Below are 21,161 nucleotides of genomic sequence, written 5' to 3'. Positions count from 1 at the left end.
CCATTGGTGGCCGCGCCAGTAAACTCGTCAACGATAGTCACGTTGCTCGGGTGATGCAATTTCCGATGATGCGGCTTGGTTATCGTTCAGCCAACGTTTGCGGAAGTGTGAAGGAGCCACGGCATGTCCGCGCACGATGCCGATCGACAATCGGACGGCGCCCCCTCGTCGGTGGGTGCGAACCCCTCGCGCAGTGCCTACGCCTGGCGCGGGCGCATCGGGCTTTTCCTGGGCCCGCTCCTGATGCTTGCGTTCCTGGTTTTTCCAGCGCCAGAAGGCGTTGCACGCGAGGCATGGTGGGTGCTCGGGTTGACCCTTTTTATGGCGACCTGGTGGATTACCGAGGCCTTGCCACTACCCGTAACGGCGTTGCTGCCGATTGCCCTTTTGCCGCTGCTCGGCGTGATGCCGATGGACGCGGCCACCGCGCCCTACGCCAATCCCATCATCTTTCTGTTCATGGGCGGTTTTGCGATCGCGCTGGCGGTACAGCGCTGGGGACTCCACCAGCGGATTGCGCTCGCGATCGTCAGCCGGGCGGGGGATCGCCTGCATCGCCTGGTCGGGGCCTTCATGCTGGCCACGGCGGGGCTGTCGATGTGGGTCAGCAACACAGCCACTGCTGCGCTGATGTTGCCGATCGCCCTGTCCGTTCTGGCGCTGATGGATCGTGATACGCACATCGCGGGTAACGGCCTCGGCGCCGATTCGCGCCGCCCCGCACTGGCGCTCCTGCTGGGGATCGCCTTTGCCGCCAATATCGGGGGCATGGCGACGATCATCGGCTCTCCGCCGAACGCGCTGACCGCCGCCTATCTGGGCGACCGGCATGGCATCGAGATCGGTTTTGTGCAGTGGATGATGCTGGGCCTGCCCCTGGCCACCGCGTTGCTGCTGCTGGCCTGGTGGTTGCTGACGCGCTGGGTCTTCCCGGTTCATCGAGTACGCCTGCAGGGGTTGCAGGCGATGATGGACCAGCAGCGCGCCGAGGTCGGGGTCTGGTCGCGGGCCGAATACCGGGTCGCCGGCGTCTTCCTGCTGGTAGCGCTGGCGTGGCTGTCGCGCCCCTTTCTGGAAGGCCTCCTGCCGATTCACCTGACGGATGCCGGGATTGCCATCCTGGGGGCCGGGCTGCTGTTCCTGCTGCCCTCGGGCGCAGCAGACCAGCGCCGGCTGCTGGCCTGGGACAATACGCGCGAGCTCCCCTGGGGGGTGCTGCTGCTGGTCGGCGGTGGTCTCAGCCTGGGTTCGGCCATCGAGGCGAGCGGCCTGGCGGAGCTGGCCGCCGAGGGCCTGGGCGCCGCCCAGGCATGGCCGCTGCTGCTGATCATTGCCGGGGCCGTGGTGGTGACCATGTTGCTGTCGCATGTGACCAGCAACACGGCCACCGCTGCCACGCTGCTGCCGCTGGTGGCTGCGCTGGCGATGCGCATGGATATTCCCGTCGTGCTCCTCGCGATCCCCGTGGCCTTTGCCGCCTCCGTGGCCTTCATGTTGCCGGTCGCGACCCCGCCCAACGCGATCGTGTTCGCCAGCAACCGGCTGCGGGTGATCGACATGATCCGTGGCGGGGCGCTGCTCTCCCTGGTGGCAATTGCCATGATTACGCTTGCGGTCTACGCCCTGGCGGAGGCCATCCTGATGCAGGGCTAGGCCTGTCTCCCAGCCTTTCCGGCTTCCTGTGATCTCCCTCAAGTTTTATGCTTCGCCGCCGCTATCGACGGTGAACTGCCGCAGCAAGGATGCCGCTGGCCCGCAAAGCCTTATTGGGGAGAGTCTTCAACATGTTCGATAACATCCGAATCGGGGTCCGGCTGATGGTCGGGATTATCACGGTGGTGCTGCTGGCCGTGATCCTGACACTCGTAGTCGTGATGAACAGCCTGGGCACCATGGCCGATCGTGCCGAACAGCGCGAGCTGACCGATCTGGCCGCGCAGCTTGTCGGTCGTCTGGACCAGGAAGCCGCGCGCGCGACCGCGATGGCAGAGACCGTGGCGAAAATCCCCGACGTGCAAGAGGCGATGGCGACGGGCGATCGCGAGCGTCTGGCCGAGATGACCGTTCCCAGCTTTGAATCGCTGAACGAGCACTACGGGGTGGACCAGTATCAGTTCCATACCCCCCCGGCCACTTCATTCCTGCGCGTCCACTCCCCCGACAACCACGGCGATGACCTGTCCGACTTCCGGCAGACCGTGGTCGACACGAACGACAAGCGCAACGCGATCTCGGGGCTGGAAGAAGGCGTGGCGGGTCTCGGGATCCGCGGGGTGGTACCCATCGAGCACAACGGCGACCACGTCGGCTCCGTGGAATTCGGCCTGTCGTTTGGTGACAGCTTCTTTGAAGAGTTCACCCAAGAAACGGATTCGCCGGTTGCCCTCTACCTGCGTGATGGTCGGTCGTTCAACCGCTTTGGCGGTACGATCAGTGGCGAGTCCACCTTCAGCGATGCCGAGATGCGCGAGGTCATGGAGGGCGAGGAGCTGGTGCGAAACGTGACCTATGAAGGCACCCCGATGGCCGTGGTCGCGCGTCCCGTTACGGATTTCTCCGGTGACGTGGTCGGCGTGCTGGAGGTCATGGTGGACCGCAGCGCGTATGTCGCGATGGCGCGCAACGCGACCGGCACGGTGGTGGCGGTTGGCGTGGTTGCCGTGGCGCTTGGTGCCCTCCTGGCCTGGCTCCTGACCCGAAGCATCGTTCGTCCCCTGAATCGCACGGTGGCCCGGCTGAACGATATCGCGGGAGGCGAGGGCGATCTGACCCGTTCGCTGGAGGTCTCTGGCAAGAACGAACTCGGAGAGCTGGCGGAGGCGTTCAACAACTTCGTCAAGAAGATCCGCGGCCTCGTATCCACGGTCGCGGCCGGGGGCGATCAGGTTGCCGCAGCAGCGAACGAGCTGTCCGCGACCAGCGAAGAGACCAACGAGCAGGTGCGGCGACAGAAGTCGGAGATCGATCAGGTCGCCACGGCCATGAACGAGATGACGGCAACGGTGCAGGAGGTGGCCCGCAATGCAGCGGATGCCGCCGCCGCGGCACAGAACACCGACCAGGACGCCAACGAGGGTCAGCAGGTGGTGCAGCGTACCGTGGCTGCGATCAACGCGCTGTCGCAGCAGGTGGATGGCGCCGCCGAGGTGGTCAGCCGCCTGTCGCAGGACGCAGAGGAGATCAACAAGGTCCTGGAAGTCATCGGCGATATCGCCGACCAGACCAACCTACTGGCGCTGAATGCGGCGATCGAGGCGGCGCGTGCGGGCGAACAGGGCCGCGGTTTCGCGGTGGTTGCCGACGAGGTCCGTACCCTGGCCAGCCGCACGCAGGACTCGACCCACGAGATCCAGCAGATGATCGAGCGGGTGCAAAGCGGTACCCGCGAGGCGGTGCAGGCGATGGAAGATGGCCGTTCCAAGGCGCACCAGAGCGTGGAGCAGGTCAATCTCGCGGGCGAATCGCTGACCGCGATCACGCAGTCGGTCACGCGCATCAGCGACATGAACACGCAGATCGCCAGTGCCGCCGAGGAGCAGTCGACGGTGGCCGAGGAGATCAACCGCAACGTGGCCAATGTCACTGAGGTGCTGGATCAGACCGCGGCCGGATCGGAACAGATCCGCAATGCCTCCGAGGAGCTGTCCAAGCTGGCCTCCGAGCAGCAGCAGCGGGTGGGTCAGTTCAAGGTATAAGCCCCGAGCCAGTTGATGCCAAGCCCGGGACCGGAGACGGTCCCGGGCTTTTTTGTGGCCGGCTTACTGGCTCTCGGTGGGCGGAAACAGGCGCTCGCCGTTCTCCCGGGCGATCATGCGCTGGACGTTCGCGGGTAGCTGCTCGAGCCAGGCCCGGGTGCTGTCCTTCAGCACCGTGAAGTGCTCCCAGCGGGCCAGGCTGAAGGTGTCGTTGCCGATCAGGAAACGATCCGGATAGTCGAGGAACAGTTCGAACCAGTCGGCGTCGATGATGCCGCCGGGATTGATGCGCGGGTTGCGCATGGAGACATCCATGACCATGTTCGGATGCCGCTCCAGGTAGTCACGAACCAGTGGCGGGTAGGCATAGGAACCGGCGTGCGCCCAGAGGATGCGTACCTCGGGCTGGACGGCGTAGGCATGGTCGATCACGGCAGGGTCGCCATGGATCACGATCCACAGATCCCGCTCGACTGCCAGTGCCAGCAGGTCCTCGAAGCCGCGGGCAAATCGGTCATCGGCCTGTATGTGCAGCTCCCCGATCCCGCGCCACTGGACCTGGCTTCGGTCGAGTATGGTCTCGACCTGTTCCCGCAGGCCGTCCTCGTGCATCCAGTCCATCTTGCGCCCCAGGCGCTGGGAGATCTCGAGAAACGGGACGATGCGCGCATCCACCTCCGGTTCCAGCGCTTCGATCAGTTTCGAGCGCGGGGACATGATGATCGCGGACTGGATTGAATTTTCTTGCAGCGTGCGCGCGACGGCCTCCGGCGGGAAGTGTTCCATCTGCCGGTCGCGGTAGTGCAGGTGGGCATCGAACAGGGGTTCAAGTGCCTGGGCAGAGGCTCCGCCAAGCAGTGAGCCGAGCAGCAGGGTCGCAGCCGGAAGAATGAACAGACGGGGCAGTCTTCGAGGGCGGTTCAGGGCAGCCATCCAGCGGGTTCCTCGGGTACGGGAACCCCAATCTTATACCGTGCTGTGCCGACAGTCCCCGAGTCGGTGGCCTGTGGCGGTTAGGCGCGGGAGTCCCCGGACACCGCGGCATCTCCGGAGCTACCGTCCGGGCGGTTCGGGTCAAAGCGCTCGCGCAGGTATTCGCCGATCGCATCCGACTCGTACAGCCAGCGTACCTGGCCGTCCGGTTCCTCGATGCGCAGGCAGGGCACCTGCAGCTTGCCGCCCTCGGTCTGCAGCTCCTCGCGGTGAGGGCCGGCCGCCTGGGCATTGCGCAACTCGATGTCGAGCGACAGCCGCTGCATGGTACGGCGGGCCCGGATGCAGAACGGGCAGGCCGGGAAATGGTAAAGCGCGAGGTGGCGCGTCTGTTCGTCAACGCGGGCCTGGTCGGCGGGGTCGCGTTCGATGCCGCGCGGGCGCGACAGGCGCTCGCCAATCAGCATGAACGGCGTGAGGATCAGGCGTACGCCGCGGAAAAACCATCGGATCAGAAATCGCATGCGCGAAAGGATGCCACAAGCCCCCTGGTGGGTGACAGAGCCCGCATCGGGCGTGGCACGTCACGGCTGGCCGAAGTCGAACTCCCAGGGGTCTTCCGCCGGGGCGTCCAGCAGGGACGGACGCAGGCGGATCACGGTGTAGCCTGCGGCCTCCAGGTCATCCAGCCGGTCCGGTGCGGCCGTGGCCACCTCGACATGCTCGGGGAAGGCATCGGGCTCGAGATCGCGCCAGCCGGCGAAGGTCCCGCAGACCACGACGTTGACGCCGTCATCCATCACCAGTGACTCGATCTCGGCGTGGAGCGAGCCCTGTGCCGCTGCCTCGGCGCGGGTGAGGGTGAACTGCTCGGCGCCGTGTGTGACAACCGCGATCGGGAGGTCCGGAGCGCGCTGGCGCAGCACCCGGATATTGGCGTGGATCTCGGGCAGCAGGGCACTCAGGGCCGCGCGGTCGTTTTCGACAATCTCGAATGCGACGCCATCGGGGAGTTCGGTCTTCTCGAGCAGTGCCTCGACCTTGGAAGAGGGGACGGCCTCTTCCGGCTCATCCGCAGCGGCCAGACTGCCAACGGCCGTGGGCAGTGTCAGGCTGCAAAGGACAAACAACGTCGAGATGAAACGCGGCATCGGGTACCAGGGGTCAGGGCATGGGTGTGCTGAACCCTATTTTGGGCCTGATTGCCGGGTCGGTGTCTACTCGGCCCGGGTTTGTCGCTTTCCTAGTGGCGATCCCCCGTGGCCTCGGCCGCCATCTGGTCGTAGCTGGTGTGGCGGACGTTCTTGCCCTTCACGAAGTACACCACGTACTCGCAGATGTTCCGCGCTCGGTCGCCGATCCGCTCCAGCGATCGGGTCGCCCACACGATGTCCATCAGACGCGGCACGGCATCGGGGGAGGCGGTCATCTGTTTCATCAGCTTGTGCGTGATGGCCTCGTAGAGGCTGTCGATCTGGATGTCCTGCTGTGCGACCCGCACCGCCTGCTCGGTGTCCATGCGCGCGAACGCATCGAGCACGCCGCGCGTCATCTCGCGCACGAGCTGGCCCATCTTCGCGATCTCGTCCATCGGTGCCTCGCGGCGATCGGAGTCCAGCAGTTGCAAGCCCATGCGGCCCACACGCTCGGCCTCGTCGCCCATTCGCTCCAGGTCGGTGATGGTCTTGATCACCGCGATCACCAGACGCAGGTCGGAGGCCGTGGGCTGGCGACGGGCGAGGATGTGGGTGCATTCCTCGTCGATCTCGACCTCGAGCGCGTTGACCTTGTAGTCGGAGGTCATCACGGTCTCCGCCAGCGCGGTGTCGCCCTCGACCATCGCGGTCACCGCATCGCCGAGCTGCTGCTCGACCAGGCCGCCCATGGTCATCACCTTCTTGATGATGTCCTCCAGCTCGGCATTGAACTGCTGGGAGATGTGCTGCTTGAAAAAGCTCTTGTCCATGATCCGGACTCCTGATCCGAAATGGCCTAACCGAAGCGGCCGGTGATGTAGTCCTCGGTCTGCTTCTTGGCAGGCGAGGTGAACAGGGTGTCGGTGTCGGCGTATTCGATCAGCTCGCCCATGTACATGAAGGCGGTGTAGTCGGACACGCGTGCGGCCTGCTGCATGTTGTGGGTGACGATGACCAGCGTGTAATCCTTCTTCAGCTCGATCATCAACTCCTCGATCTTCAGCGTGGCCAGCGGGTCCAGCGCGGAGCAGGGCTCGTCCAGCAGCAGGACCTCGGGGTCGATCGCGATCGCGCGGGCGATCACCAGACGCTGCTGCTGACCGCCGGACAGGCCAAAGGCGTTCTCGTGCAGGCGATCCTTGACCTCGTCCCACAGCGCGGCACGCTTGAGCGACTTTTCCACCACCTCGTCCAGGCGTCGGCGATTCTTGACACCCTGCAGCCGCAGGCCGTAGGCCACGTTCTCGTAGATGGACTTCGGGAACGGGTTGGGCTTCTGGAACACCATGCCGACGCGACGGCGCAGCTCCGGCACGTCCACGGCCTTTTCGTAGATGTCGTCGCCGTCGAGCCGGATCGTGCCTTCGATGCGGGCGGCATCGATCAGGTCGTTCATGCGGTTGAAACAGCGCAGGAACGTGGACTTGCCGCAGCCGGACGGGCCGATGAATGCCGTGATCCGGTTCTTCGGGATCTGGATGTCAATGCCCTTCAGGGCCTGATCCTCACCATAGAACAGCTTCAGGTCCTCGGCGGTCAGGCAGATCTCCTCACTGGAGAGCCGCAGGCCGCGGTCGGGTCGGTCGCCTTGCGTCACGTTGACGGCGTGGGTAGCGGTGTCACTCATCTCGGGTACTCCATGGGAAACAGGGTTCGACGCATCCCGTCCTCGCGACGGTTCGGAAAAGCACCGTCATCGCGAGCGCCGCAGGCGCGTGGCGATCTCCGTGGGTCGGCCCCGACGCGACCCCGGGCAGGCGTCGGGGTGGCGGCGGGAGGTTGCCGCGGCCCCTTCGGGGCCTCGCAATGACGGTGTTTGCGGGAGGCGTTGTGCATCGGGCAACTCAATCGCTGTCGGCGCGGTATTTCTCGCGCAGGTAGTTGCGGATCGAGATCGCGATCAGGTTGAGCACGATGATCAGCATTACCAGCACCAGGGCGGTGGCGTAGACCAGCGGGCGGCCGGCCTCGACGTTCGGGCTCTGGAAGCCGACGTCGAAGATATGGAAGCCCAGGTGCATGAACGCGCGGTCCAGGTGCAGATAGGGGAAGTTGCCATCCAGCGGCAGGGTCGGCGCCAGCTTGACCACGCCGACCAGCATCAGCGGCGCCACCTCGCCCGCGGCACGCGCCACGGCCAGGATCAGCCCGGTCATCATCGCCGGGGCCGACAGCGGCACGATCAGGCGCCACAGGGTCTCGGCCTTGGTCGCGCCCAGTGCCAGCGAGCCGTGGCGGATGCTGGCGCCGATCCGGGTCAGGCCTTCCTCGGTGGAGACGATCACCACCGGCAGCGTCAGTAGCGCGAGTGTGAGCGAGGCCCAGATGATCGCGGGCGAGCCGAAGGTCGGCGAGGGGAGGGCATCGCGGAAGAAGATCTGGTCGATGTTGCCGCCAATCAGGTACACGAAGAAGCCGAGCCCGAACACCCCGAACACGATCGACGGGACCCCGGCGAGGTTGTTCACCGAGATACGGATGGTGCGCACCAGTGGGCCCTGCTTCGCGTACTCGCGCAGGTAGATCGCAGCGAGCACGCCGAACGGGGTCACCACGATGGACATCAGGATGACCATCAGCACGGTGCCGAAGATCGCCGGCAGGATGCCGCCCTCGGTGTTCGCCTCGCGCGGGTAGCCGGTCATGAAGTCCCAGAAGGCGACGACATAGTGGCGTAGCTTGGCCGGCACGCTCATGTCGTTCGGCCACCAGGCGTTCACGATGCGCGAAAGCGGGATCGTCGCGTGCTGCCCGTCGGCGGTCTCCAGCACGATCGCAAAGCGGCCCAGTTCGTCACGCAGGGCGTTGCGCTCGGCCTCCAGTTCGGCGTAGCGGGCGTCCAGCTCCGCGCGCTCGGCGTCCAGCTCCTCCTGGCGCTGGCCGCGCTCCTCCAGCGACAGCTCTTCGGCACGCTCCACGCCGCGCTGGGCGATGCGCAGGCGCTCGAGCTCGAAGTTCACCCGGCCGATCTCGATACGCTCGATGCGCTCGATCTGTTGAACCAGCTCGCGGGTCTGCGGCATGCGTTCCTCGAACGCGGTTCGCGCCTCGCCACCCTCGGCGACCGTTTCGCCGTCTTCCTGGTATTCGCGGATGTAGCCGTAGAAATCGCCCCACTGCAGACGCTCCAGCACCACCACGTCGCGCGGGCGTTCCCATTCGGACATGAAGTCGTCCAGGTACCACTGGAAGTCGCGGCTGTCGAGGTCACGGTTGCCACGCTTGATCAGGTGGCGGACCACGATGTCCTGGCCTTCCGGCACGGTGAATCCAGCGTCGCGCATGGCCTGGGCGGTCATGGTCTCCGAGCGTTGCAGCTCACCCATGACGCGCCGGGGTTCGGAGTCCTGCTCTGTCTGGTATTCGAACTCGATGACCTCCGAGGGCCAGAAGAAGGACAGGCCGTTCACGGCGATCATCAGGATCAGGCCGAAGACCATCACCAGCGAGGCAGCGACCGCTCCGGCATTCAGCCAGATCCACGGGGTGCCGGATTTGAACCAACGATTCATCGGGTATGCCTCAAAGGGAGCTGTATTTCTGGCGCAGGCGCTGGCGCACGATCTCGGCGACCGTGTTTACCGCAAAGGTCAGCGCGAACAGGACCAGGGCGGCCAGGAACAGGATGCGGAAGTGGGTGCTGCCGACGGCGGCCTCCGGCATCTCCACCGCGATGTTCGCGGAGAGCGTGCGCATGCCCTCGAAAATGTTGAAGTTGACCACCGGGGAGTTGCCGGTCGCCATCAGCACGATCATGGTCTCGCCCACCGCGCGGCCGAAGCCGATCATCACCGCGGAGAAGATCCCGGGGCTGGCGGTCAGCAGCACCACGCGCACCACGGTCTGCCACGGGGTCGCGCCCAGGGCCAGCGAGCCCTGGGTCAGGTGCCTGGGCACGTTGAACACCGCATCCTCGGAGATCGAGTAGATGGTCGGGATCACGGCGAAGCCCATCGCGATGCCGATCACGAGCGCGTTGCGCTGGTCGTAGGTGATGCCCTGATCGGTCAGCCACTGGCGGGCATCGTCACCGAACATCCAGACCTCGATCAGCGGGCTCATGGAGACCGAGAACCAGCCGATGACCAGGATCACCGGGATCAGGATCGCGGCCTCCCAGCCGGCGGGCACGAGATTGCGCAGATTCTCCGGCAGCACACGGGTCCACAGGAACGCGGCGACCAGCATGCCCAGCGGTATCAGGATCAGGATGCTGACGACAGCCGGCAGATTGGCCTCGATGAACGGGGCCAGCCACAGCCCGGCGAGGAAGCCGAGGATGACCGTCGGCAGCGCCTCCATCAGCTCGATCGAGGGTTTGGTGATGCTGCGCATGCGCCGCGACATGAAGTAGGCGCTATAGATCGCCCCCATGATCGCCAGCGGGGTGGCGAACAGCATCGCGTAGAACGCGGCCTTGATGGTACCGATGGTCAGGGGCACCAGCGAGAATTTCGGCTCGAACTCGTCGGTTGCCGAGGACGACTGCCAGACGTAGTCACCCCCGGAGCGGCCCTCGTACCAGACCTTTTGCCACAGTACGTGGAAAGAGACCTCCGGGTGCGGGTTGGACAGGTCCTGCAGGTGCCAGGTCTCGTCGTCGTCGATGCCGATCAGCAGGCGGTTGCGCGGGTCGACATACACCCGGTGCAGCGGCTGGTCGGTGATCTGGCGTTCGATCAGGGTCCGTTGAGAGGTGGAGTAGTGGATCTTGACCTCGCCCTGATCGTCGGCGGTCAGGAAGCCCTTGCGGATGTACTCCGGCTGGGTGTTGCGAATCAGGCCGGCATGCGACGGGAAATCGCGTACGCGGGTGATGCGATTCACGTTGTCGTCGTCGCGCACCAGCATGTACTGGGCGACCGTGCCGTCGGAGCCCCCGACGATGATGGAGACCGTGCCGAGCAGATACTCCAGCGAGGTCACCTCGGCATCATCGCCGCGGATCACGCGCTTGCTGTCGACCAGGCTGGCGCGCGAGGGGTTGTTGATGTCGAAGAAGTGCAGCTGCCCCTGATCGTCGCCGACCAGCATGTGGCGGCCGGTGATATCCAGCAGGATGCGGGTCGGTGTGGCGCCATCCGGGAGCGAGGGCAGGTCGTAGGCGGAGCGTCGGACCTCGGTCTCGCCGGTCATCATCGAGGTGCGTTTCTCGAAGCGCACCAGCTTGAGATCGCCATTCTCCGTCGCAGCGGCGACGCGGATGCCGCTGGAGCCGCGCTGTATGCCGACCACCGAGATCGCGCGGCCGTCGTCGTCCACGTCCAGCAGTGCGGAGTCTTCGTCCCCCAGGGGGTACACCAGGCTCGGGTCGTACAGACGGCCTTCGGGACTGAAACGCTCGTTGTATTCGTACTCGATGGCCAGTACCTGCCCGTTGTCCAGGCCCGCGGCCACCAGGCGCGTGCGCGGCTCGGCGGCGCTGAAGCTGGTGACCTGCACATCCTCCGGGATCGGTAGCGACTCTTCTTTCACGATGTCGCCGCTGTAGGGGCGGAAGAAGAGGGCGCGTCGGTCTTCGGTCAGGCGAACCGCCATCTCGCGATGACGGTTCACTGCCAGATGGATGGTCTGCGTGTCGGCGCCGCCTGGAGCCGCGTATTCCGTGCGCGGCTCCAGGGTCGCGCCCTGGAACATGGGCAGTGTCTCGCTGGCGAGATACACGAACATCAGGGTCAGTGCACCAACCACGGCCACACCGAAAAAGCCGATGGTGTAACGGGCGGTGCGGTCCTTGGTGCGGCGCCAGCGCTGGAAGCGGCCGAGCGTCGAGGTGGCGGAGAGGCTGGACATTCAGGGTCCCCTGATGCGGCGGGTGTAGGGTGCAACTGGCCGGCATGCTACGGCCGCTTCATGACAGAAACGTGACAGCCATGTGACGGACCGTTGAACGCTGTATTGCGGGTCGAGCGGGCGGGCACAAAAAAGCCGGGCCCCGCGAGGGACCCGGTTCGGGCCATCCGGAGATGGCCGGCGCGAGGCCTGGGTTATTCCAGACCGAGGTTCTTGCGCTCGCGTTCGGCCACCGCGGCCGGCAGCGGGATGAACCCGTCACGCACCACGACTTCCTGGCCTTCCTTCGACAGCACCATCTTCAGGAACTCGGCCGCGCGCGGGGTCAGGCCGTCTTCCGGGTGCTTGTTGACCATCACGTAGAGGAAGCGGGCCAGCGGGTAGTCGCCGGAGGAGGCGTTGTCCGCGTTCGGCTCGTAGTACTCGCCCTCGTTCTCGCCCAGCGGGACGGCGCGAACACCGGAGGTCATGTAGCCGATGCCGGAGTAGCCAATGCCGTTCAGCGACTCGGAGACACCCTGGACCACCGAGGCGGAACCGGGCTGTTCATTGACCGAATCCTTGAAGTCACCGTCGCACAGGGCGTGCTGGCGGAAGAAGCCATAGGTGCCGGAGACCGCGTTACGGCTGTAGAGCGTGATGTCGCGGTTTTCCCAGGAACCGTCGAGGCCGACCTGGCCCCAGCGCGTAATATCCTCGGCCCCACCGCAGCGGCGGGTGGAGGAGAAGATCGCATCGGTCTGTTCGAGGGTCAGGCCCTCGATCGGGTTGTCGCGGTTCACGTACACGGCGATGGTGTCGATCGCGACCGGGACGGCGGTCATTTCGTAGCCGTGGCGCTCTTCGAACTCGGCATGCTCGCTGTCACGCGGCATGCGCGACATCGGGCCGAAGTCGGCGGTGCCCTCGGTCAGGGCCGGCGGCGCGGTGGAGGTGCCGGCACCCTGGATCTGGACGTTGACGTTCGGGTAGAAGTTCTGGAACTCCTCGGCCCACAGCGTCATCAGGTTGTTCAGGGTGTCGGAGCCGATGCTCGACAGGTTGCCGGAAATCCCGGAGACCGCCTCGTAGGCCGGGATGTCGGCATCGACTTCGGCGGAGGCGGTAAACGGCGTAACGGCCATTGCGGTGGCGGTGGCCAGGGCCAGAATGCTGCGCTTCAACAACATGGGAATCTCCCCTTGAATGGAATTCTTGCAAGGTCACTTCAAGCGACCTTGGAGGGGGATTATGCGGAGCCGCGTTGACGCTCCTGTGACGGGGACATGACAGCCGTGTGACATCGCAGGGCGTTAGTTTTTGGCGGGCTCGGTGGGCTTGGTGCGGGTGATCGAGAGGGGGAACAGGCAGGTGAAGCGCGTGCCGCGACCGAGCTGGCTGTCGATCTCCAGGTGGCCGCCGTGTCGCGCGAGCACATGTTTGACGATGGCCAGTCCGAGCCCGGTTCCGCCGCGGCGCTGGTCGCGGCCGGCGTCCACGCGGTAGAAGCGTTCGGTCAGGCGGTGAAGGTGGTGGCGGGCGATCCCCGGTCCCTCGTCGATTACGCTGAGGCGCGCGCCGTCCGGGTCGGATTTCCAGCGGACCTCGATGCGGGTCCCGGCCGGGGTGTACTTGATCGCATTGAAGATGAGATTGGCGAAGGCCGAGCGCAATTCGTTCTCGGCCCCCTGTAACTGGAGCCAGTGCTGTGCGTGGATCTCGATGCGGTGGCGCTGGTCGCCGGAGAGCAGTTCCGCCTCGCCTTTCAGCGTGTCCAGCATGGCCCCGACGTCGACCCATTGTGGCGGGCCCTGCGGGCTGCCGGTCTCCAGGCGGGAGAGGGTCAGCAGGTCGTCGACCAGCAGCTTCATGCGTTCGGACTGCTCGCGCAGCAGCTGGACCGAGCGCGCCTTGTCCGGCTGGTCCGCCAGTTCGTCTTCCAGCGTTTCCACAACTCCGTACAGTACGGTCAACGGCGTGCGCAGCTCGTGCGAGACATTCGCAATGAAGTCGCGCCGCATCACTTCCAACCGGTGCAGGTGCGTGGTGTCCCGCGCCAGGAGCAGGAATTGCGCATCGCCATAGGGCACCAGGCGGAATTCCAGCTGCTGGTCGTCGTAGATCGGGGAGGGCGTGGTCACGCTGCCCGGCGTGGTGCGCGCGCTCTCCATGAACGTGATGAATGCCGGATAGCGCAGCAGGTGGGTAATGCGCTGGCCCTCATCCTCCGGCCAGTTCAGTCCCAGCAGCTGCGTGGCCATTTCGTTCAGCCACTCGATGCGCAGATCGTCATTCAGGACCACGACTGCATCCGGCATCGCCCGTGCCGAGTCGCGGTAGCGCTCGAGGTACTGGCGCAGCCGATGGACGCGATGTTCGTGGCGCCGGCGTCGGCGGTAGAGATGGTCGAAGGCCAGCCCCCAAAGCCCGCGCACATCCGGTGGTTCGCTGCGGCCGCCCTGACGCAGCCAGCGTTCCAGCAACAACAGGTGAGAGAGGTTCCAGAACAGCGCCGCCCCCAGCAGGAACGCGATCGTGGCCCAGAACTGCCCCATGCTCCAGCCGAGCAGCGCGATCGGGACACCGACCAGCAGGGTTCCCGCGATGACACCGGGCCAGGGGTTGCGTGATTGCATCGGACGACCGAGTGGGGTGATTGGAGCTCGCGGCGCCGGCCGCGGTCAGGGAGTCTGGGAGAAACGGTACCCCGATCCGCGTACGGTTTGCACGAGGTGGTCATGCCCGGTCAGCGCCAGCGCCTTGCGCAGGCGCCGGATATGCACGTCCACGGTGCGTTCCTCGACGTACACATTGGTGCCCCAGACCTGGTCCAGCAACTGGCCGCGGGTGAACACGCGGTCCTGGTGGGTCATGAAGAAGTGCAGGAGGTTGTATTCGGTCGGGCCCATCGACAGGGCCTCGCCGTTGCCGCTCACGCGGTGCGAGACCGGGTCCAGACGCAGACCCTCGACTTCCACCGGCTCTTCGCTGGTGATCGGCGCGGTACGCCGTAGCACGGCCTTTATACGGGCAACCAGTTCGCGTGGCGAGAACGGTTTGGTCACGTAGTCGTCGGCACCCACATCCAGCCCGCGCACGCGGTCTTCTTCTTCGCCGCGGGCCGTCAGCATGATGATCGGGATGTCCTTGGTGAGCGGGCTGGCCTTTAGCGTGCGCGCCCAATCGAGGCCGCTCGTGTCCGGCAGCATCCAGTCGAGCAGGATCAGATCGGGGGGATCTTCCAGCAGCAGGGCCTTGGCAGTGCGCACATCGCCCGCCTCGCGCACCGCGTATCCGGCCTTGTGCAACGGCAGCTGGAGCATTTCGCGGATTGCGGTGTCATCCTCGACCAGCAGTATCTTTACAGCCATGACCCATTCCCGAGTTCAGGATGCCCTGCATTAGATAACAGAGATGTTACAGCCGTGTGACGGTGAGGGAACGGGAATGGCCGGATGCAGGCCGGGCGTTGCGGCTGAGAGCCTATCCGACCTTGAGGGCCCGGTTCTGGGCATGCAGTTCGAACCGCTCGCTGCCTTCCAGTAGCACCATCCGGCTCGCATGCCGCGACTGCTGGAGCTGCCGGCGGATGGCGGATTCATGTCCGGGCTTCAGGTGTGTGATGGCGATCCGTGGCTGGTGATGGAGCGCCTCCAGGTCGTCCGCAAGACGATGCGGGGTGTAATGCTTGGCCAGCTCGGCCATGCCGTCCATTTCGTCCGGCAGCCCGGACTCGATCATCAACAAGTCCAGATAGGGCAGGGTATTCAAGGCATCCCACAGGGCCCCGGAAGACGAGGTGTCTCCGGTGAACGCGAAGCCCATGCCGTCGTTGTGCATCACGCCGTACCCCACGGCGGGCACCGTATGCAGCGCAGGCAGGATATGAATCTCGCGCGATCCGATCATTACCTGCTGCCCCGGCTGAATCGCCTGAAACTGCAGCAGGGGCCGCTCGGGAGAGGGGAGACAGGTGAAGTCTGGCCAGATCACCCAGTTGAACACATGCTTGCGCAGGGCCCGCAGGGTGGCCGGTAGCGCATGGATCTGGATGGGGGGCGCGTCCGGTGAATACACCATGTCCGCGAGCATCGGCAGAAATCCGATGTGGTCGAGGTGCGAATGGGTCAGAAATACGTGACGGACCTTTTGTAATTCGCCCAGAGTCAGGTCACCGACCCCACTGCCGGCGTCGATCAGGATATCTTCGTCGATCAGAATCGAAGTCGTGCGACGGTTGGGGCCGATGCCGCCACTAGCGCCCAATATGCGGACAGAGAGACTCATTCCGGATCGGACTGCAACTGAAAGTTGTGAATGTCTCGGCAGACCATGCGGCAGAGACGCCTCCTTGAAGAGACGGTAGCTACGACGGATTTCCGACGTACTTCTAACATACATTAAGACTAGATCAGGTCTAAGCGTGTCTGACGTGACCTGCACCACGAAAATGGCACGTGTGGTCGGACAACGGCTGAAAAAGGTGCTAGGCATCGCGTTTTCCACCCGGTTCCGGGCCCGTGCTGGCACCCGGGATGGGCGAGGAACGCCGCTTGGTCAGCCTGGGCAAGGGCGACGGGCAGGGATTACGCGACTGTCTCTTCCCGCGCTCGTCGGGAGTTGCTAGAATGCGCGCCTTGATTGGGGCGGTAGCTCAGCTGGGAGAGCGTCGCGTTCGCAATGCGAAGGTCGGGAGTTCGATCCTCCTCCGCTCCACCAATACATCAGAGAAAAGGCCTGCAGACGCAGGCCTTTTTTCGTTTCAGCTTCCGGTTTGGCGGGCGCTCGAAGGGTGGCTGGACTGCACCAGCTCGATCACTCGCTTGGGGGGCACGGGGGGCGTGGTCAGGTAGCCCTGCCAGGCATCGCAGCCCTGCGAGGCGAGAAAGCTCCGCTGGGCCTCGGTCTCCACGCCTTCCGCCAGCACGTCCAGCCCCAGGTTGTGGGCCATGCTGATGATCGCCATGGTCAGTTCCACGTCGTTGCGGTCCTCCGGCAGGTCGCGCACGAACGTCTGGTCGATCTTCAGGATGTCGATCGCGAACTCCTTCAGGTAGGCAAGCGACGAATATCCAGTGCCGAAGTCGTCGATCGCCAGCAATACGCCAAGGGATTTCAGTTGTTCCAGTGTGCCGCGGGTGGCCTCGGCCTGGTGCATTAGGGTGCTCTCGGTAATCTCGAGGGTCAGACGGCGCGGTTCCAGGCCCGTGTCGCGCAGTACCTGACGAATCCGGCGCGGCAGGCCGGGCGCGGCGATCTGGTGTCCGGACAGGTTGACCGAGACCTCGAGCGGAGAGTGTCCGGAGCGGTCCCACTCGATCACCTGGCGGCAGGCCTGCTCCAGCACGAAGTCGCCGACCGCCCCGATCAGGCCGGTCTCTTCCGCGACCGGGATGAACACGTTCGGAGAGATCAGGCCTTCTTCCGGGTCGCGCCAGCGCACCAGGGCCTCGACCCCCGTGATGCGGCCGGTGGCCATCCGTACCTGTGGCTGATAGAAGACCTCGAGCTCGTCCTGCGCCAGGGCCCGGCGGAGGCGGTTCTCGATCTCCAGGCGGCGGCTCGCCGCCTCGGTCATCGAATGGCTGTAGAAGCGGAACGTATTGCGGCCGGCATCCTTCGCCTCGTACATCGCCGCATCCGCCTGAGTGATCAGCTCTCCGGCATCCCTGGCATGGTCGGGGAAAAGCGAGATGCCGATGCTCGCGCCCACCTGCAGGTCGCGCCAGCCCCCGACCGCGAAGGACTCCGCGATCAGCTCCAGCAGTTCGCGGGCGCGTGCCTCGACATCGGGCCGGTCGCGGATGTCATCGAGCACCACGATGAATTCGTCCCCGCCGATGCGTGCCACGGTCTGGGCCCGGAAGCGCTCTTTCAGGCGCTCTCCGAGGATTTGCAACAGCTCGTCCCCGACCGCGTGGCCCAGGCTGTCGTTGATGGTCTTGAAGCGGTCGAGATCCATGAACAGCACTGCTATTCGGTCCTTCTGGTGCCGGGCCTCGGCCATGGCGCTGTCCAGCCGCTGGTGCAGCAATACGCGGTTGGGCAGCCCGGTCAGCGGGTCGTGGCCGGCCTGATAGGCCAGGCGCGCCTCGTGCGCGCGCAGGCGCGATTCCGCCTCGCGCCGTTGGTCAACTTCCAGGGCCAGCTGGGCGTTCAGCCGGCGGTAATGCACCACGGCCAGCGTCGAAAGCAGCAGCAGGGCCAGCAGAAACCCCAGCGGGATCTCCGGGCGGGCCTCCAGGAGCGCGCGGAGATCCAGCACTAGCGTCGGTTCGTAGGGCGGCAGGCCCAGCGTCTCGAACAACTGGTGCACCGGGGTGTAGGACAGGGGGGCCGACCAGCCGTGGTAGCCGCCTGCGCTGGCCGCGAGGTGATCGGCCGGCAGGCGCAGCAGGGCGATGGTGACCGCCTCCGCGATTGCATCGGGGGTGTGGTCCAGACGCGAGAAGGGCCATTCCGGGTACAGCCGGGTCGTGTGGGCCAGCGGGAATTCGGCGGTTTCGCGCGGCTGCAGTACTCGAAGGGCATCCGAGGGGATCTCGCCCGCTTCTATCAGCGATTCCAGCAGCCCGGTACGGACCATCCCGGCGTCGGCCTCGCCGGCAAGCAGGGCGTCGATCACCAGGCGGTGCGGCATCCCGGTGAAGGTGAGCGATTCGAGATCCTCGAACGGGTCGATCCCGGCGCGATGCAGTTCGAAATGGCCGGCCTGCCACCCCCCCAGCGAGTCCTGGTCTACGGCGAGCAGGCGCTGGCCACGCAGGTCGGGCAGGGTCTGCAGGTCTTCGCGCCCGGCGGGTACCAGGACCACGCCGCCGAACTGGCGGACCGGTTGGCCCTGCTCGCTCCCGATGAGGGTGGCCAGCCGGGTAATGCCCTGCTGCGCCTCCAGCCGCACGTAGTGTCCGGTGTTGGTCAGTACGAAGTCCAGCTCCCCCGATTCGACGGCGCGATTGAGGTCAGCGTAGTCGAGCGCACGGATCCGGAACGCGGCGTCGGAGATGCTTTCGCTCAGATAGTCGGCCGTGGGTTGCCAGCGCGCCTCGGTGGCCTCGAGGTCTTCGAAGGCGAGGACCCCGATCGTATGCACGTCGGGCGTATCGGTGATGGCCAGGGCGGGCGCAACAGCGGTCAGCAGCGCCAGCAGCGAGGAGAGCAGGGGTCGTGGCCAGAACATGGCAAGAGCCTACTCGATCTGGGGGAATGCCGCATGGGGGCGGGCGAGTGCGGTGCAAGGGGAGGGACCCCGCCGCCACGGGTCGGCGGCAGGGCGCACGGGCGGACTACCAGCTCTTGTAGGGCAGGAATTTTCCGTTCCAGGTGATCTTGACGCGGTCGCCCTTCGGGTCTTCGACCTTGTCGATATCCATGGTGAAGTCGATCGCGCTCATGATGCCATCGCCGAACTTCTCGTGGATCAGCGCCTTCATGGTGTCGCCGTAGACATTGATCGCCTCATAGAAACGGTAGATCACCGGGTCCGTCGGGATCGTCTTGTCCCAGTGCTTGTGCGGGAAGGCCTGCAGTGCCTGGGCGACCTCCGGCCCGAGGCCGAGGAAGCTCGAGAGCTTTTCGGCCTGGTCCGCCTCGAGGTGATTCATGCCGTAGCAGGCAGAGGTCACGTAGACCTCGTGCAGCCCGGTGGCTTCGGCGATCGCGGCCCAGGTGGTGTCGCGGTTCTCCTTGGCCTCGAGGATGGTGGTGGTCATGGCGGTCTTGCTGAGACTCATCGGGTAAGTCCTCTTGGTCGTGTTAGTGGATAAGGGTGTTCAAACGGCCCGGATCGCGGCCCGTTCCTGTGGCGTGGCGGATTCCGAGGGCTTCGCCGGATTGACATGGCGCGGCTTGTGGCGCGGATCGAGCCCCTGGGCGGCTTCCTGCTGGGCCTCCAGGGACATGTCCTTCGCGCGGTGTACGAGGAAGTCCACCAGGTGATTGCGGATCTTGTAGTAGTGCTCGTGCTGGTGGAGCGTGGCGCGCTCGCGGGGACGCGGGATGTCGATCTTCACCGACTCCGCGACCTTGGCGTGCGGGCCGTTGGTCATCAGCAGCACGCGGTCGGCCAGCAGGATGGCCTCGTCGACGTCATGCGTGATCATGAATACCGTCTGGTGGGTCTCCTGCCAGATCTTCAGCAGCTCCTCCTGGATTACGCCGCGGGTCAGGGCATCCAGCGCCCCGAACGGCTCGTCCATCAGCAGCAGCTTCGGCTCGATCGCAAAGGCGCGGGCGATGCCGACGCGCTGGCGCATGCCGCCGGAGAGCTGTGACGGCTTGCGGTCCATCGCGTGGTCCAGCCCGACCATCTTCAGATACTTCTCGGCATGTTCCAGACGCTTCTGCTTGCTCCAGTTGGGCCAGCGGGCGCGCACCGCGAACATTACGTTGTCGCGCGCCGATAGCCAGGGCAGCAGGCTGTGGTTCTGGAAGATCACGCCCTGATCGAGGCTCGGCCCCTTGATCTCCTTGTTGTCCATGATCACGTTGCCGTCGGTGGGCGAGGCCAGGCCGGCGAGCACGTTCAGGATGGTGGATTTGCCGCAGCCGGAGTGGCCGATCAGGCAGACGAACTCGCCTTTCTGGATCCCCAGATCCACCCCCTCGAAGACCGTCATCAGGTCGTCCGAGTCGGGCTGCGGGAAGCGTTGGCTCAGATTCTCGATTTCGAGGAAGCCCTTGCTCATGGTTGTACTCCTGGTTGGGCTGCGCCGACGCTAGTCGGCGTAGCGCACGAGTTTGGTGGCCTGGGCGAGGCTGAGATCCAGCAGGAAGCCGATGATGCCGATCATCACGATCGCGAAGATCACGCTGGCCAGGTCGAGGTTGTTCCACTGGTTCCAGATGTAGTAGCCAATGCCGGTGCCGCCCACGAGCATCTCGGCGGCCACAATCACGAGCCAGGCGATGCCGATGGAGATGCGCATCCCGGTCAGGATGGTCGGGGCAGCGGCGGGCAGGATTACGGTGAACGCCGTGCGCACCTTGGACAGCTCGTGGGTCTTGGCCACGTTCAGCCAGTCATTGCGCACCGATGCGACGCCGTAGGCCGTGTTCACCAGCATGGGCCAGATCGAACAGATGAAGATCACGAAGATCGCCGAGATGTTCGAGTCACGGATCACGAACAGGGCCAGCGGCATCCAGGCCAGGGGCGATATGGGCTTGAGCACCTGGATGAACGGGTCAAAGGCCTTGTTCAACAGCGGCGACATGCCGATCACGAAGCCGAACGGAACGGCGATCAGTGCGGCCAGGAAGAAGCCCAGCAGGACGCGGTAGATCGAGTACCCCAGCTGGATGCCGATGCCCTTGTCGTTCGGGCCGGCATCGTAGAAGGGGTTGCTCAGCTCGGAAACGGCGTGGCTGATCACCTCGGACGGTGCGGGGATGCCGCTGGAGCCGCGTTGCCCGCCGCCCCCGGTCAGCATTTCGTACTCGCTGAGTTCTTCCTCCTGGATCATCAGGACCTCCGGGGCGGTGGCCAACTGCCACACGCCCAGGAAGAACAGCAGGATCACAACCGAAAGTACTCCGGCTCGAAAGTTGAGATTGCTCAACATGG

Annotated in this window: 17 protein-coding genes and 1 tRNA gene; 3 read left to right on the top strand and 15 right to left on the bottom strand. The window is 65.2% G+C overall.

The genetic code is table 11. From position 1 onward, the window contains the following. Positions 1-123 precede the first annotated feature (123 nt). Both F466_RS0105075 and F466_RS0105070 read left to right on the top strand, forming a co-directional pair. Positions 124-1,653, top strand: coding sequence for a DASS family sodium-coupled anion symporter (locus tag F466_RS0105075; RefSeq protein WP_018993589.1), 1,530 nt, complete (start codon positions 124-126; stop codon positions 1,651-1,653). 131 nt (positions 1,654-1,784) lie between these two features. After that, positions 1,785-3,695, top strand: a complete 1,911-nt coding sequence (locus F466_RS0105070) for a methyl-accepting chemotaxis protein (protein WP_018139124.1) — start codon at positions 1,785-1,787, stop codon at positions 3,693-3,695. A 63-nt stretch (positions 3,696-3,758) separates the two neighbouring features. On the opposite strand, the gene F466_RS0105065 is transcribed toward F466_RS0105070, so the two are convergent. The 11 genes from F466_RS0105065 to F466_RS0105015 all read right to left on the bottom strand — a co-directional run bounded on the left by F466_RS0105065 (position 3,759) and on the right by F466_RS0105015 (position 15,883). Beyond that, a complete protein-coding gene (locus F466_RS0105065; RefSeq protein ID WP_018993588.1) occupies positions 3,759-4,628 on the bottom strand; it encodes an amidohydrolase family protein in 870 nt (289 codons plus the stop codon). A gap of 80 nt (positions 4,629-4,708) precedes the next feature. Beyond that, complete coding sequence (locus F466_RS0105060) at positions 4,709-5,152, bottom strand: glutathione S-transferase N-terminal domain-containing protein (RefSeq protein ID WP_018139122.1); 444 nt, start codon at positions 5,150-5,152, stop codon at positions 4,709-4,711. Between the two features lie 60 nt (positions 5,153-5,212). After that, positions 5,213-5,779 (bottom strand): DsrE family protein, encoded by a 567-nt coding sequence (locus F466_RS0105055; protein ID WP_018993587.1) that lies wholly within the window; start codon positions 5,777-5,779, stop codon positions 5,213-5,215. Positions 5,780-5,871: 92 nt separating this feature from the next. Continuing rightward, positions 5,872-6,594: a phosphate signaling complex protein PhoU gene (phoU, locus tag F466_RS0105050; RefSeq protein WP_012982363.1), complete on the bottom strand. Its 723-nt coding sequence runs from the start codon at positions 6,592-6,594 to the stop codon at positions 5,872-5,874. A gap of 26 nt (positions 6,595-6,620) precedes the next feature. Then, the gene (gene pstB / locus F466_RS0105045) at positions 6,621-7,451 is read right to left on the bottom strand and encodes a phosphate ABC transporter ATP-binding protein PstB (RefSeq protein ID WP_018139120.1); all 831 of its coding nucleotides are present in this window, start codon (positions 7,449-7,451) and stop codon (positions 6,621-6,623) included. 217 nt (positions 7,452-7,668) lie between these two features. Next, positions 7,669-9,336 (bottom strand): phosphate ABC transporter permease PstA, encoded by a 1,668-nt coding sequence (pstA, locus tag F466_RS0105040; protein WP_018993586.1) that lies wholly within the window; start codon positions 9,334-9,336, stop codon positions 7,669-7,671. 10 nt (positions 9,337-9,346) lie between these two features. Continuing rightward, on the bottom strand, positions 9,347-11,617 hold the full coding sequence (locus tag F466_RS0105035; RefSeq protein WP_018993585.1) for an ABC transporter permease subunit: 2,271 nt from the start codon (positions 11,615-11,617) through the stop codon (positions 9,347-9,349). 194 nt (positions 11,618-11,811) lie between these two features. After that, positions 11,812-12,786 carry a PstS family phosphate ABC transporter substrate-binding protein gene (locus F466_RS0105030; RefSeq protein WP_018993584.1) on the bottom strand — a complete coding sequence of 325 codons (975 nt, stop codon included), beginning with the start codon at positions 12,784-12,786 and terminating at the stop codon, positions 11,812-11,814. A 123-nt stretch (positions 12,787-12,909) separates the two neighbouring features. Next, positions 12,910-14,232, bottom strand: coding sequence for a phosphate regulon sensor histidine kinase PhoR (gene phoR, locus F466_RS0105025; RefSeq protein ID WP_018993583.1), 1,323 nt, complete (start codon positions 14,230-14,232; stop codon positions 12,910-12,912). 45 nt (positions 14,233-14,277) lie between these two features. Continuing rightward, positions 14,278-14,967 carry a phosphate regulon transcriptional regulator PhoB gene (phoB, locus tag F466_RS0105020; protein ID WP_018139115.1) on the bottom strand — a complete coding sequence of 230 codons (690 nt, stop codon included), beginning with the start codon at positions 14,965-14,967 and terminating at the stop codon, positions 14,278-14,280. A 112-nt stretch (positions 14,968-15,079) separates the two neighbouring features. After that, a complete protein-coding gene (locus F466_RS0105015) occupies positions 15,080-15,883 on the bottom strand; it encodes an MBL fold metallo-hydrolase (RefSeq protein WP_038050398.1) in 804 nt (267 codons plus the stop codon). 356 nt (positions 15,884-16,239) lie between these two features. Between F466_RS0105015 and F466_RS0105010 the strand changes: the two genes are divergently transcribed. Beyond that, positions 16,240-16,315: transfer RNA gene (locus F466_RS0105010), tRNA-Ala, on the top strand. Between the two features lie 43 nt (positions 16,316-16,358). Here the strand turns inward: F466_RS0105010 and F466_RS0105005 are convergent. The 4 genes from F466_RS0105005 to ntrB form a co-directional block, all read right to left on the bottom strand. Further along, on the bottom strand, positions 16,359-18,776 hold the full coding sequence (locus F466_RS0105005) for a bifunctional diguanylate cyclase/phosphodiesterase (protein WP_018993582.1): 2,418 nt from the start codon (positions 18,774-18,776) through the stop codon (positions 16,359-16,361). Positions 18,777-18,882: 106 nt separating this feature from the next. Further along, on the bottom strand, positions 18,883-19,329 hold the full coding sequence (gene cynS / locus F466_RS0105000) for a cyanase (RefSeq protein ID WP_018174495.1): 447 nt from the start codon (positions 19,327-19,329) through the stop codon (positions 18,883-18,885). A gap of 39 nt (positions 19,330-19,368) precedes the next feature. After that, entirely contained in the window at positions 19,369-20,283 is a 915-nt protein-coding gene (locus tag F466_RS0104995) for an ABC transporter ATP-binding protein (RefSeq protein ID WP_018993581.1), read from the bottom strand. Between the two features lie 30 nt (positions 20,284-20,313). Then, complete coding sequence (gene ntrB, locus F466_RS0104990) at positions 20,314-21,159, bottom strand: nitrate ABC transporter permease (RefSeq protein ID WP_018139110.1); 846 nt, start codon at positions 21,157-21,159, stop codon at positions 20,314-20,316. Positions 21,160-21,161: the final 2 nt, after the last annotated feature.

This window comes from Thioalkalivibrio sp. ALgr1, assembly GCF_000378285.1.
GTDB lineage: Bacteria > Pseudomonadota > Gammaproteobacteria > Ectothiorhodospirales > Ectothiorhodospiraceae > Thioalkalivibrio.
This window is presented reverse-complemented; position numbering and strand designations above follow the sequence as displayed.

Excerpts from the sequence above, each read along its gene's own strand:
- F466_RS0105060 (WP_018139122.1), bottom strand. The coding sequence starts at position 5,152 with ATGCGATTTCTGATCCGATGGTTTTTCCGCGGCGTACGCCTGATCCTC.
- F466_RS0105035 (WP_018993585.1), bottom strand. The coding sequence starts at position 11,617 with ATGTCCAGCCTCTCCGCCACCTCGACGCTCGGCCGCTTCCAGCGCTGG.
- F466_RS0105055 (WP_018993587.1), bottom strand. The coding sequence starts at position 5,779 with ATGCCGCGTTTCATCTCGACGTTGTTTGTCCTTTGCAGCCTGACACTG.
- F466_RS0105030 (WP_018993584.1), bottom strand. The coding sequence starts at position 12,786 with ATGTTGTTGAAGCGCAGCATTCTGGCCCTGGCCACCGCCACCGCAATG.
- F466_RS0105070 (WP_018139124.1), top strand. The coding sequence starts at position 1,785 with ATGTTCGATAACATCCGAATCGGGGTCCGGCTGATGGTCGGGATTATC.
- cynS (WP_018174495.1), bottom strand. The coding sequence starts at position 19,329 with ATGAGTCTCAGCAAGACCGCCATGACCACCACCATCCTCGAGGCCAAG.
- phoB (WP_018139115.1), bottom strand. The coding sequence starts at position 14,967 with ATGGCTGTAAAGATACTGCTGGTCGAGGATGACACCGCAATCCGCGAA.
- F466_RS0105065 (WP_018993588.1), bottom strand. The coding sequence starts at position 4,628 with ATGGCTGCCCTGAACCGCCCTCGAAGACTGCCCCGTCTGTTCATTCTT.
- ntrB (WP_018139110.1), bottom strand. The coding sequence starts at position 21,159 with ATGTTGAGCAATCTCAACTTTCGAGCCGGAGTACTTTCGGTTGTGATC.
- phoR (WP_018993583.1), bottom strand. The coding sequence starts at position 14,232 with ATGCAATCACGCAACCCCTGGCCCGGTGTCATCGCGGGAACCCTGCTG.
- F466_RS0105015 (WP_038050398.1), bottom strand. The coding sequence starts at position 15,883 with ATGAGTCTCTCTGTCCGCATATTGGGCGCTAGTGGCGGCATCGGCCCC.
- F466_RS0105075 (WP_018993589.1), top strand. The coding sequence starts at position 124 with ATGTCCGCGCACGATGCCGATCGACAATCGGACGGCGCCCCCTCGTCG.
- pstB (WP_018139120.1), bottom strand. The coding sequence starts at position 7,451 with ATGAGTGACACCGCTACCCACGCCGTCAACGTGACGCAAGGCGACCGA.
- pstA (WP_018993586.1), bottom strand. The coding sequence starts at position 9,336 with ATGAATCGTTGGTTCAAATCCGGCACCCCGTGGATCTGGCTGAATGCC.
- F466_RS0105005 (WP_018993582.1), bottom strand. The coding sequence starts at position 18,776 with ATGTTCTGGCCACGACCCCTGCTCTCCTCGCTGCTGGCGCTGCTGACC.
- F466_RS0104995 (WP_018993581.1), bottom strand. The coding sequence starts at position 20,283 with ATGAGCAAGGGCTTCCTCGAAATCGAGAATCTGAGCCAACGCTTCCCG.
- phoU (WP_012982363.1), bottom strand. The coding sequence starts at position 6,594 with ATGGACAAGAGCTTTTTCAAGCAGCACATCTCCCAGCAGTTCAATGCC.